The organism is Pilimelia columellifera subsp. columellifera (genome assembly GCF_039532605.1).
GTDB lineage: Bacteria > Actinomycetota > Actinomycetes > Mycobacteriales > Micromonosporaceae > Pilimelia > Pilimelia columellifera.
Genome location: NZ_BAAARY010000006.1, coordinates 73,147 through 84,755 on the forward strand (window position 1 = coordinate 73,147; position 11,609 = coordinate 84,755).

The 11,609-nt window shown below is 72.9% G+C and carries 10 protein-coding genes and 1 pseudogene; 9 read left to right on the forward strand and 2 right to left on the reverse strand.

Annotation, left to right across the window (positions count from 1 at the left end; translation table 11 throughout):
- Window positions 1–132 precede the first annotated feature (132 nt).
- Entirely contained in the window at window positions 133–1,227 is a 1,095-nt protein-coding gene (locus ABD287_RS09135) for a DUF5667 domain-containing protein (RefSeq protein ID WP_344171197.1), read from the reverse strand.
- Between the two features lie 172 nt (window positions 1,228–1,399).
- Window positions 1,400–2,291 (reverse strand): annotated as a pseudogene (locus ABD287_RS09140) (ECF subfamily RNA polymerase sigma factor, BldN family).
- A gap of 452 nt (window positions 2,292–2,743) precedes the next feature.
- Between ABD287_RS09140 and ABD287_RS09145 the strand changes: the two are divergent.
- The 9 genes from ABD287_RS09145 to ABD287_RS09185 all read left to right on the forward strand — a co-directional run bounded on the left by ABD287_RS09145 (window position 2,744) and on the right by ABD287_RS09185 (window position 11,602).
- Entirely contained in the window at window positions 2,744–4,090 is a 1,347-nt protein-coding gene (locus ABD287_RS09145; RefSeq protein WP_344171199.1) for a class I adenylate-forming enzyme family protein, read from the forward strand.
- On the forward strand, window positions 4,087–4,335 hold the full coding sequence (locus ABD287_RS09150) for a glutaredoxin family protein (protein ID WP_344171201.1): 249 nt from the start codon (window positions 4,087–4,089) through the stop codon (window positions 4,333–4,335). Before ABD287_RS09145 ends, ABD287_RS09150 begins: the two co-directional genes overlap by 4 nt.
- A gap of 68 nt (window positions 4,336–4,403) precedes the next feature.
- Entirely contained in the window at window positions 4,404–4,985 is a 582-nt protein-coding gene (locus ABD287_RS09155; protein ID WP_344171367.1) for an HAD family hydrolase, read from the forward strand.
- Window positions 4,986–5,288: 303 nt separating this feature from the next.
- Window positions 5,289–6,041 carry a redox-sensing transcriptional repressor Rex gene (locus ABD287_RS09160; RefSeq protein ID WP_344171203.1) on the forward strand — a complete coding sequence of 251 codons (753 nt, stop codon included), beginning with the start codon at window positions 5,289–5,291 and terminating at the stop codon, window positions 6,039–6,041.
- Complete coding sequence (locus tag ABD287_RS09165; RefSeq protein WP_344171205.1) at window positions 6,038–7,423, forward strand: glutamyl-tRNA reductase; 1,386 nt, start codon at window positions 6,038–6,040, stop codon at window positions 7,421–7,423. The genes ABD287_RS09160 and ABD287_RS09165 overlap by 4 nt, the downstream gene beginning before the upstream one ends.
- Complete coding sequence (gene hemC, locus ABD287_RS09170) at window positions 7,420–8,445, forward strand: hydroxymethylbilane synthase (RefSeq protein ID WP_344171207.1); 1,026 nt, start codon at window positions 7,420–7,422, stop codon at window positions 8,443–8,445. Before ABD287_RS09165 ends, hemC begins: the two co-directional genes overlap by 4 nt.
- Window positions 8,442–10,052, forward strand: coding sequence for a bifunctional uroporphyrinogen-III C-methyltransferase/uroporphyrinogen-III synthase (locus tag ABD287_RS09175; RefSeq protein WP_344171209.1), 1,611 nt, complete (start codon window positions 8,442–8,444; stop codon window positions 10,050–10,052). Before hemC ends, ABD287_RS09175 begins: the two co-directional genes overlap by 4 nt.
- Window positions 10,049–11,059, forward strand: a complete 1,011-nt coding sequence (gene hemB / locus ABD287_RS09180; RefSeq protein WP_344171211.1) for a porphobilinogen synthase — start codon at window positions 10,049–10,051, stop codon at window positions 11,057–11,059. Before ABD287_RS09175 ends, hemB begins: the two co-directional genes overlap by 4 nt.
- Window positions 11,060–11,233: 174 nt before the next feature.
- Window positions 11,234–11,602 carry a hypothetical protein gene (locus ABD287_RS09185; RefSeq protein WP_344171213.1) on the forward strand — a complete coding sequence of 123 codons (369 nt, stop codon included), beginning with the start codon at window positions 11,234–11,236 and terminating at the stop codon, window positions 11,600–11,602.
- Window positions 11,603–11,609 lie beyond the last annotated feature (7 nt).

Consider the following 11,609-nt stretch of genomic DNA (forward strand, 5'->3'; position numbering starts at 1 on the left):
TCCAGGTGGTGACGGTTCTCGTGCCGGAGCCCGGTCGCGGCGCGACGAGGTGGCTGTCGCGCCGCGACCGGGCCCTGACGCTCGGGACCGACTGGCCTGGTCGGGAGGGGCTGGCCCGCTCGGAGCGCGGGCCTAACCGTCGGTTGGTTGGAGGTCGGTGAGTGTGACGCCCGGGGCCGGAGCGGTGCTGCCCTCGGCCGGGCGCTTGTCAGGGCTGGCGGGGGCCTTGTCGGCGGGGCCGCTCTCGTTCCTGGCCGCCGGCGCCTCAGCGGGGGCTGGCGTGGACGGCGCGGCCGTCCGGGTGGGCTGCTTGGGCCGGTTCTGTCGGGGCACGACGGGCTCAGGCTCAGCGGGCGCGTCGGCGGTGCAGGAGCGGGGGCGTGGGCCGTAGGCGTCGCTGCCAGCGGAGACGACTCCGCAGCTCATCGAGGTGCGCAGCGCCTGGGCGCGTTGGGTGACCCGTTCCAGCAGCTCCAGCGTCCACAGGGCCCGATCCTGATTGATCTTGTCGAGTCTGCCCATCATCGGGCCGAGTGCGAGGCGCTGACCGGCGGCGAATGTCTCGATCGCGTCCAGGGGCTCTGGCTCACGATCGTTGACGGCGGCCGTGGCCAGCAGCCGGACCCCCTGCCGGATGTCGTTCTCCATATCGAACATGACCCGGTCGAAGCTGGTGTGGTCCTGGCTGACCGCGAGCGCCTCGCTGACCCGGGTGCGGGCCCAGGTGAGGTGCCGGTGTCCGCGTTCGGTGTCCGATGTGGTGAGCGCGATCGACGCGCGTTCGGTGGTGCGCTTGATGCCGTAGAGGGTGTCGCCGGGGACGGCGCTGTCGCTGGCGGCGGAGATGCCTGAGAGCACGACCGCGCCCAGGGTGATGCCGGCGAGCGCGGTGACCCGGGCCTGGGTGCGGGTCAGCCGTGGGGCCAGGCGGCGTCGGTGCGAGGTCGCCGCCGGGGTTTCGTCGACGTGTTGCGCGGTCGCGCCGATGCCCTCGCGTTCCGCGGTGGCCACGAGCAACGCTCGCAGCCCGCTGCGGAAGTCGTGATCCAGCTCGACCGGGAGGGACACCTCCGCGGTGCGGTGGGCGAGCGCGAGCAGGTCGGCGAGCCCAGCGTCGGGAGGCGCCGGTCGGTCGGCGCGGCTGCGCCGACGACCGCCGCCGGGGGTGTCGTCGAGGAGTTGATGGAAACGCTCGGCCCGCCAACGGCCGAAGATTATCGTTTTCACCGCGGGCACCTGTTTTCGCTGATTTCTGCGGTGACGGCGAGGGCGCCGCCGTGCAGTGGGGGGGTGAGGTGTTGGGGTTGTGACTCGATCAACGCTCGCCGCGAGGGGGTCGTTACGGGCGTCGGGGTGGCTGGTCGGCGAAGCGCGCCAGCTATTCGTCCTATATCGGCACTCACCGGCGGAAACCGTCAGGCAGCAGTCGCGCTAACGCCCGCACCGCACGGTACTGCAACGCCTTGATCGCCCCTTCGTTCTTACCCATTGCCCGGGCCGTCTCCGCGACCGAGAAGCCCTGGAGGAAGCGCAGGACGACGCACTCCTGCTGCTCCGGGTTCAACTGCTTGACCGCCGTCAGCAGCGCCACGTTGGTGATGTGGTCCACCACCGCCGCCTCCGGACTGCCCTCGGGGCCGTGGTCGGCCCGGTCGGCGTCCAGGACGTCTCCGCTGGTGACCTCCAGCCGGTACCGGCCGGACTTGAAGTGGTCGGCGACGAGGTTGCGAGCGATGGTGACCAGCCAGGCGCCCAGGTCGCGCCCCTGCCAGGTGAAACTGCTGATCCGCTTGAGGGCCCGCAGGAACGTGTCCGAGGTGAGGTCCTCGGCCAGCTGGCGGTTGCCCACCCGGAAGTAGATGAAGCGGAACACGGTGTCGACGTAGCGGTCGTAGATGAGCCCGAACGCCTCCGCCTCGCCGGCCTGGGCGCGTTCCACCAGCCCCCACACCTCGGCGGCGGCGTCGGACGGGTCCGGACGGCTCGGCGCTCCGGTCGGCGCCGCCGCCCCGGTCGGCCCAGCCGGACCGACCGGGGCGTTGCGCGCTGGCGGCGGCGCGACGCGGGCGGTGCCGATGGCCGGGCCGTCGGCCGCGGGCGGGGTCGCCTCGTCGGGGCTCTGGACGGGCCCTGGCTGCACCGGCATCGTCGGCCGGGCCGGGGTCCGCCAACCGTCCATTGAGCGGCTTGGGCGCGTTGGCCGGTCCCGACCTGATCGGACTGTCCGCCGTGTGCGGCCGGTTGCGGGTGCGTCGGGCCCCGCCCTCGCCCCGGACGGTGGCGGTGAGCAGCTGGGACAGTGTGGACCCGAGCGCGGAAAGGGCAGGACGCAGGGACTGCCGGGCCGACTGGCCCGACTCGATGCCTGGCGTCAGCTTGAATCCGCCGGTATGGACGTACCCGGTCATGCATGCACCTCGCTGGTCCGCTCGTTTGGAACCCGTCGCGGCTGCGAGCGGTCCGGGACCATCGGCCTTGGGACGACGGGTCTGACTTTCACGTCCAGGCGGCACCCGCCGATGGCGAGCGAGTGCGGCACGAAAACGGGCACGACGGCCTCCTCGGTATGAGGGATGGCAACTCGAATGAAAAGGGGCGAGTCGACCTAAAGATGATAGGTCACGCGTCACCCGTGTGCGTAGTGTCCACTTGCTGAGAGCGCGATTGTTCACCCGTTCTTGGCGGTGTTGTCGCACTCGTTGTGCGTCCCACCGTCAGAAGTCCGCGACGGCATCGTCCCGGCGTGTGGTACTTCCGCGAAGCCATGCGATTCGCCGATATGCCCGACGACGGCTTCGTGCCAGACTCACTCCTCGTGGAGGATGCCGTGCCGACGAGCCTGAGCGACCGGGTACGGATGACGGCCGCCGCCGCCCCGGACCGGATCGCGTTACGGGCCGGCCCGGAGTCGGTGTCCTGGGCGGCGCTGGACCAGCGGATCGACCGCCTCACCGCCGACCTGCGGTCCTGCCACGACGGTGCCCGGACCGATGACCCGCACCGCCCGCGCGTCGTCCTCGATCTGTCCGATCCGGTCGAGTTCGCCGTGGCCTACCTGTCCTGCCTGCGGTCCGGGCTCGTCGCCACCCCGGTGGATCCTGACGCGTCATCGGGCCTGGCCCGTCGGGTCATCGCCGACAGCGGCGCCGTGGCCGTGGTCCGGACCGGGCCGGACGGCCGGGCGGCGGTCGGCCACCTGGCCGCGGCCGGCGGGCCCGCTGCGCCGACCGGCGGGCCGAACGGCACGGGACCGGCCGCCCCGCCGGCCGCCGAGGACCTCGCCGTGCTGCTGTACCCCGCCCGGGGCTCCGGCGGCCCGGCGGTGATGCTCCCGCACCGGACGCTCACCGCCAACCATGAGCAGCTGGCCCGGATCGAGCCGCCGATCATGCGGGGCGATGACACGGTCCTCATCGCCGCGCCCCTGTGGGGCGCCTATGGACTCACCTGCGGGCTCGGCGCCGTGGCGTACCACGGCGCCTCCGGGGTGCTCGCCGATCCCGCCGACCCTGTCTCCGCCCGCGGCCTGGTCGCCGGGCGCCACGTCACCACTGTGGTCGGTGTGCCGCAGCTCTACGTCGGATGGTCCCGGCTCGACGCGCTCGCCGATGAGCTGAGGACGGTCCGGGTCGCGGTCTGCGGCCCGGCGCCCCTGGACGCCGACGTGGCCCGCCGGTTCACCGACGCGAGCGGGCACCGGGTCTTCGTCGGCTACGGAACCCGGGAGGCGCCGATTCTCACCTCGACCCTGGTCGGACCGGCCGCGCTCACCCCGCACGGGCGGCCGATCGGACGCCCGCTGCCAGGCGTCCAGCTGCGGCTGTCGTTCCCCGACGGCGTCGTCCTCGCGGTCGACGACGAGCCCGCGCGCTGGGACACGGTCGCCGTCACCGGCGGATTGACCGGCGCGGGCGCGATCGCGGTCCGTGGCCCCAACCTGTTCACCGGCTACTGGCCGGACGGACGCGACGGCCCGGACCGGGACGGCTGGTGGGCCACCGGCGACCTGGCCTTCGCCGACCCGGACGGCCTGCTGTACCTGGCCGGCGCCGGCCCGACGCCCGGACGACGAGAGGCAGGCTACCTGTGACCGGATCCCGGCTGACGCTGCTCACCCGCGACGGCTGTCACCTGTGCGATGTCGCCCGCGAGGCGATGGACCGGGTGGCCGCGGCCACCGGCGAGAGTTGGCGGCAGGTCGACATCGCCAGCGACATCGAGCTGGAGCGCGAGTACGGCGACCGGATCCCGGTCGTCCTCCTCGACGGACGGGAGCACGGGTACTGGCGGGTCGAGGAGGATCGGCTCCGACGGGACCTGGCGGCCAGCCGGTGAGCGTCCCGGCCGGTCGTCATCTGGTATGGGACTGGAACGGCACCCTGCTCGACGACCTCTCCCTGGTCATGACGGCGACGAACGTCGCCTTCGCCAGCGTCGACGCCCCGCCGGTCACCCCGGATGACCACCGTAGACGGTTCCGTCGGCCGATTGTGGACTACTACGGTGAGGTGCTCGGCCGCGTCGTCACGCCCGAGGAGTTCGCCCAGCTCGACCGGATCTTCCACGACGCCTACCGGCAGGGGCTGGTGAACGCGGCGCTGGCCGCCGACGCCGAACACGCGATGCGCTCCTGGCCGGGTGGGCAGTCGCTGCTGTCGATGTGGTTCCACGACGAGCTGGTCCCGTTGGTCCACGGCTTCGGCCTACAGTCGCTGCTGGCCCGGATCGACGGGCTGCGCGCGACGGTCGGCGGTGGCCCGAAGGCCGGGCACCTGGCCGAGCACCTGGTCGCCCTCGGCCTGTCGGGCGGTCAGGTGGTGCTCATCGGGGACTCGCTCGACGATGCCGACGCCGCCGAGGCGGTGGGCGCGGGTTGTGTCCTCTACACCGGCGGGCTCACCCATCCGGAGTTGCTGGCGGCCCGGGGCGTTCCGGTGGCGACGACTCTGGTCGAGGCGGTGCGGTTGGCCGCCCGGCTCGACTGAGCAAACCGTTCGGGGCGCCGCCATGACGGGCTGGCCGGACGAAGCGCCTCGACCGGGCCGGCCGGAGGACAACGGTCACCACGTGCCTGCGCCCAGCGGGGTGATCCGGGCCGACTTGTCAAGATCGCGATTTGTGCGTGCGTTCACAAGCGCCTACGCTGTAGATCTGTTGGGCCCCGCTAGCACAGCCACCGCACGCACCTCGTCGCGGGCGCCGTGATTGGCGTCGGCCCGCCGGCAACGGTCGGCCGGGCTTCCGGTCCGTCCGCCCGATGACCTAGCGTTTCGTCGGCACGGAGTCGTATGAGCCAGCTATCCCCCGGAACCGGTTCGGGTAGTCCCGGCGCCAGCGTCGGACCGGACTTCCCGGATCTTCCGGAGGCGACGGTCGCGCGGCTCCCGGAGTACCTGCGGGCGCTCAGCAACCTCGCAGAGGCCGGCAACGACACCGTCTCCAGCGAGGCCCTCGCCGCCGCCGCAGGCGTGAACTCGGCGAAACTCCGCAAGGACCTCTCCCACCTGGGCTCCTACGGCACCCGTGGCGTCGGCTACGACGTCGCGCTGCTCGTCGGCCAGATCGAGCACGTCCTCGGGCTGACCCACCGTCGGGCCGTCGCGCTGGTGGGCGTCGGCAACCTCGGCCACGCGCTCGCCGGCTACGCCGGGTTCGGCAGCCGCGGCTTCCGGATCACCGCCCTGTTCGACGCCGACCCCAGGCTCGTCGGCAAGACGATCAACGGCCTGATGGTGCGGCACATCGAACACCTCGCCGACGTGGCGGTCCAGGAGGCGATCGCCATCGGCGTCATCGCCACCCCCGCCTCCGCCGCGCAGCCCGTCGCCGACGTGCTCGTGCGCGCCGGGATCACCAGCATCCTCAACTTCGCCCCGTGCGTCCTGTCCGTCCCGGACGGTGTCGACGTGCGGAAGGTCGATCTGGCCATCGAGCTACAGATCCTGTCGTTCCACGAACACCGTAAAGCCTCCCTCACCGGCGTCGCCCTCACCGGCGTCGCCCAGAACGGGGTCGCGCCGGTCGAAGGAGTGGGCGGATGAGTCTGCTGGTGGTCGGGATCTCCTACCGTTCCGCGCCGGTGGCGCTGCTGGAACGGGTCGCCGCCGCCGCCGGCGAGCTGCCCGGCCGGCTGCTCGCCCAGCCATACGTCAAGGAGACGGTCCTGCTGTCGACCTGCAACCGGGTCGAGGTCTACGCGGCCGTCACCGGTTTCCACGGCGGCGTCTCCGATGTCTGCTCGGCGCTCGCCGAACAGGCCGGCGTCCCGGCCGTCGAGTTGGCTCCGCACCTGTACGTGCACTTCGACTCGGCGGCCGTCCGGCACGCCTTCCGGGTCGCGAGCGGACTCGACTCGATGGTCGTCGGCGAGGCACAGATCCTTGGGCAGCTCCGGGACGCGTACCACGCCGCCGCCACCAGCGACGCCGCCGGACGACTGCTGCACGAGCTCATGCAGCAGTCGCTGCGGGTCGGTAAACGGGCACACGCCGAGACCGGCATCGACCGGGCCGGCCAGAGCGTCGTCAGCGCCGCGCTGGAGATCGCGGGCGCCACGCTGAACGCGCCCGCCGCCCCCACCCCAAGCCTGGACGCCGCCGTCGGCCCGTCCGGCGTGGTCGGGCTGGCCGGTCGTCCGGCGCTGGTCGTCGGGGCCGGAGCGATGGGCGCGCTCGCCGTCGCCACCCTCAGCCGGGTCGGCGCCGGCCCGGTGGCGATCACCAATCGCGGGATCGACCGGGCCGCCCGGCTCGCCGACGCGTACGGCGCGCACGCCGTTCCGCTGGCCGGGCTCGCCGACGCGCTCGCCGCGGCGGATGTCGTCATCACCGCCACGGCCGCCGTCGAGCCGGTGCTGGACGTCGGGACTGTCAGCGCGGCGTTGGCCCGCCGCGCCGCCGACCGTCCACTGGTCATCCTCGACCTGGCGGTCCCCCGGGACGTGGTTCCCGAGGTGGCGTCGCTGCCCGGGGTCGCCCTGTTCGACATCGCGGCGATGGCCGGCCACCTCGACAGCCGGGGCGCCGCCGCCGCGGCCCGCGCCGTCGAGGAGATCGTCGACGGCGAGGTGGAGACCTTCCTCACCTGGCTGCGCGGCAGCGAGATCGCCCCGACGGTGGCCGCGCTGCGCGCCCGCGCCGAGGACGTGGTGAGCGCCGAGCTGGGCCGGCTCGGTCAGCGCCGCCCCGAGCTGACCGACGATCAGCGCGCCGAGGTGGCGCGCACCGTCCACCGGGTGGTGCAACGACTGCTGCACTCGCCGACGGTCCGGGTGCGTCAGCTCGCCGCCGAGCCCGGCGGCGACCAGTACGCCGCGCTGCTGCGCGAGCTGTTCGACCTCGACCCGTCGCGGATCACCTCCGCCGAGGCGGTGCCCGAGCTGGCCACCGACCTACCCGACCCGCTTGAGGAAGGCGCCACATGAGCGCGCACAACGGTCCGCTACGGCTGGGAACCCGCGGCAGCGCGTTGGCCCGGACCCAGTCCCAGCACGTTGCCGACGCCCTCCGCGCCGCCACCGGACGTCCGGTGGAGCTGGTGGAGATCGTCACCGCCGGCGACCGCTCCGCCGCCCCGGTGGAGCAGCTCGGCGTCGGCGTGTTCGTCTCCGCGCTGCGCGACGCGCTGCTCGCCAAGGAGATCGACTTCGCGGTCCACTCGTACAAGGACCTGCCGACCGCGCCCGCCGACGGCCTGGTGATCGCCGCGACGCCAGTCCGCCAGGACCCCCGCGACGCCCTGGTCGCCCGCGACGGCCTGCACCTGTCGGAGCTGCCGCCGGGGTCGACCGTCGGCACCGGGGCGGTCCGCCGGATCGCCCAGCTGCACGCCCTCGGGCACCAGCTGGACGTGCGTCCGATCCGCGGCAACGTCGACAGCCGGCTGCGCAAGGTCACTGACGGCGAGCTGGACGCCGTGGTGCTCGCACGCGCCGGACTCGCCAGGATCGGCCGGCTCGACGCCATCACCGAGACCCTCGACCCGATGCTCATGCTGCCCGCGCCCGCCCAGGGCGCGCTGGCGGTCGAATGCCGCGACGGCGACGGCGACCGCGAACTGGTCCGCCTGCTCGCCCACCTCGACGACGCCGACACCCGCCTGACCGTCGCCGCCGAGCGGGCGCTGCTGGCCGCGCTGGAAGCCGGGTGCAGCGCGCCGGTGGCGGCGCTCGCCGTCCTCGCCGAGGACGAGGACGGCGCACTGGAGCTGTATCTGCGAGGCGCGGTGATCAGCTTGGACGGCGTTCGCGACGTCCGGCTGTCCCGCAGCGCCCGCCTGTCCATCACGGACCCCGAGACCACGGCCGAGTCAATCGGTCGAGAACTGGCCGCCGACCTGCTGGAAGCCGGGGCCGACGACCTTCTCGCACCCGGTGCGGGAGCTGACGAGATCCTTCGGCCGGGCGACGCGCCTGGCGACGGATCGCAATCTGGGAGCGCAAGATGAGTCGCAGCCGTAAGCCCGCTGGTCGGATCGCGTTTGTCGGGGCGGGACCCGGCGACCCCGGCCTGCTGACCAGGCGGGCCCACGAGGCGCTGACCGGGGCCGATCATGTGGTCTACGACCGTTCGCTGCCCGAGGCGCTGCTGACGGCGTTGCGGGAGGAGTCGGCGGTGGAGGTCGCCGCCGGCCGTCGGGACGAGGCAGCCCAGTTCAGCCCGGCCGAGGGCGGCGCCGGTGACGTCGCCAAGGTGCTGCTGTCGGCGGCCCGTTCCGGGCTGACCGCGGCCCGCCTGGTCGCCGGTGACCCGTTCGGTCAGGAGTCGACGGTCAGGGAGGTGCAGGCGGTCACCCGCACGGCGGTGCCGTTCGAGGTGATCCCCGGGATCAGCCAGGCCGCCGGCGTCGCCGCGTACGCGGGCGTGCCGCTGGCCTCGGTGCGGGTCACCGCCGACGTCGACGACCTGTCCACGCTGGACTATCCGGCGTTGGCCGCCGCGGCGGCCCGCAGCGCGGCCGCGGTGGCTGTCGACGCCGCTGACCTGGGAATGGTCCGGGACGGGCTGCTGGCCGCAGGCGTCGATCCGACCTGCCCGGTCGCGGTGACCGGCGACGGCACCGGGGAGACCCAGTACACGACCGCCTCGACGGTCGACAGTGTCGTCAACGCCGCGCTCGGCTTCACCGGCCGGGTCGTGCTCACCGTCGGCGAGGGCGTGACCCAGCGCGACAAGCTGGGCTGGTGGGAGTCGCGGCCGCTGTACGGCTGGAAGGTGCTGGTGCCGCGCACCAAGGAGCAGGCCGGCGCGATGAGCGCGATTCTGCGCGGCTACGGCGCGATCCCGTGCGAGGTGCCGACGATCGCCGTCGAGCCGCCGCGCACCCCGGCCCAGATGGAGCGGGCGATCAAGGGCCTCGTCGACGGCCGGTACGCGTGGGTGGTGTTCACCTCGGTCAACGCCGTCCGGGCGGTGTGGGAGAAGTTCGCCGAGCACGGCCTGGACGCCCGGCACTTCGGCGGCGTCAAGATCGCCTGTATCGGCGAGGCGACCGCGGACGCGGTGCGCGCGTTCGGCATTCAGCCCGAGCTGGTCCCGGCGGGGGAGCAGTCCAGCGAGGGTCTGCTGGCCGAGTTCTCCCCGCACGACGAGATCCTCGACCCGGTCGGCCGGGTGCTGCTGCCGCGCGCCGACATCGCCACCGAGACCCTCGCCGCCGGGCTCACCGAGCGCGGTTGGGAGGTCGACGACGTCACCGCCTACCGGACCGTGCGGGCGGCCCCGCCGCCGGCAGACATCCGCGACGCCATCAAGTCGGGCGGGTTCGACGCGGTGCTGTTCACCTCGTCGTCCACGGTGCGCAACCTCGTCGGCATCGCCGGCAAGCCGCACGCCCGCACCGTCGTGTCGGTGATCGGGCCTAAGACCTCGGAGACGGCCGTCGAGTTCGGTCTGCGGGTGGATGTGCAGCCGGCCAACGCGAGCGTCCCGGATCTGGTCGAGGCGCTGGCCGCCTACGCGGTCGAGCTGCGCGAGAAGCTGGCGGCGATGCCCGCCAAGCAGCGGCGCGGCTCCAAGGTGCAGGGCCCCACGGCGCTACGTTTCCGGGCATGAGCGACGCAGGCGTCAGCGGCGCGGGCCTCGGGGCGTTCCCGCAGGTGCGGCCACGTCGGCTGCGGCGTACGGCGGCGATGCGTCGGCTGGTGGCGCAGACGCACGTCGAGCCGTCGCAGCTGGTGCTGCCGTTGTTCGTGCGGGAGGGCCTCACCGAACCTCGACCGATCTCCTCCCTGCCGGGGGTGCTCCAGCACTCGCGGGACTCGCTGCGTAAGGCGGCGGTCTCGGCGGCGCAGGCCGGTCTCGGCGGCGTGATGCTGTTCGGTGTCCCCGCCGGGCGCGACGAGCACGGCTCCGCCGGCTGCGACCCGGACGGCGTCCTCAACGTCGCCATCCGGGATGTGGTGGCCGAGGTCGGCGACGCGGTCGTGGTGATGAGCGACCTGTGCCTCGACGAGTTCACCTCGCACGGGCACTGCGGACTGCTGGCCGCCGACGGCACGGTCGACAACGACGCCACGCTCGCGGTCTACGCGCAACTGGCCGTCGCGCAGGCGCAGGCCGGCGCGCACATGCTCGGCGCCTCGGGCATGATGGACGGCCAGATCGGCGTCGTCAGGTCGGCGCTGGACGCCGCCGGTCTGACCGACACCGCGGTGCTGGCCTACGCCGCCAAGTACGCCTCGGCGTTCTTCGGCCCGTTCCGGGAGGCGGTCGAGTCGGCGCTCACCGGCGACCGGCTCGGCTACCAACAGGACCCGGCGAATCTCACCGAGTCGTTGCGTGAGGTGCGGCTGGACGTGGCCGAGGGCGCCGACATCGTTATGGTGAAGCCGGCGTTGCCGTACCTGGATGTGATCTCGGAGGTGCGGCGGATCGTCGACGTGCCGGTGGCCGCCTACCAGGTCTCGGGCGAGTATGCGATGGTCGAGGCCGCCGCGGCGAACGGCTGGCTGGAGCGGGACCGGGTGGTGCTGGAGACCTTGACGTCGATCCGGCGTGCCGGCGCGCAGATCATCGTGACGTACTGGGCGGTGGACGCGGCCCGGCTCCTCACCCGATAGGGGGCAGCGCGTTCGGGGACAGGCGGCCGACGATGCCATTCTGACCAGCGGGAATGCCCCCGATGCGCCCCCGATTGGGTGGTTGGGCTCGTTGGGATTGTCGGCTCTTCTCGCTGCACACTAGGGACCGAAGTTCCAAAACGGACTTTGTCCTGTGAGGAGAGGAATCCCCCCGTGCGTCTTCGTCAGGCATTCACCGCGCTCGCCTTCGCTGGTCTCGCCGCTCTCGGCGTCGCTGGTCCGGCCGCTGCGGACCCTGGACTGATCAATGGCGGTGTGCTCAACGGCGGTCTCGTCAACGGCGGTGTCGCCAACGGCGCCGGCAGCCCGGCCGTCGTCGCCACCGACCTCATCCAGGTTGTCACCCAGGACCTGGCGAGCGGTAACCAGGCAGCCACCGTCCAGAACGTCACCACCTCCGTCGCCGCGGTGCTCTGTGGCACCACCGTGGAGGCGCTGACCAGCAGCCTGGACCGGACCGGCATCGCCGACTGCCCGCTGGCCACCACCGGCGAGCAGCTCTCGTTCATCACCGAGGGCTGAGCCTGAG

What these genes read in the sequence shown, in the direction of transcription:
- ABD287_RS09155 (WP_344171367.1), top strand. Translation starts at nt 4,404, where the DNA reads ATGACGGCGACGAACGTCGCCTTCGCCAGCGTCGACGCCCCGCCGGTC.
- ABD287_RS09160 (WP_344171203.1), top strand. Translation starts at nt 5,289, where the DNA reads ATGAGCCAGCTATCCCCCGGAACCGGTTCGGGTAGTCCCGGCGCCAGC.
- ABD287_RS09165 (WP_344171205.1), top strand. Translation starts at nt 6,038, where the DNA reads ATGAGTCTGCTGGTGGTCGGGATCTCCTACCGTTCCGCGCCGGTGGCG.
- hemC (WP_344171207.1), top strand. Translation starts at nt 7,420, where the DNA reads ATGAGCGCGCACAACGGTCCGCTACGGCTGGGAACCCGCGGCAGCGCG.
- ABD287_RS09175 (WP_344171209.1), top strand. Translation starts at nt 8,442, where the DNA reads ATGAGTCGCAGCCGTAAGCCCGCTGGTCGGATCGCGTTTGTCGGGGCG.
- hemB (WP_344171211.1), top strand. Translation starts at nt 10,049, where the DNA reads ATGAGCGACGCAGGCGTCAGCGGCGCGGGCCTCGGGGCGTTCCCGCAG.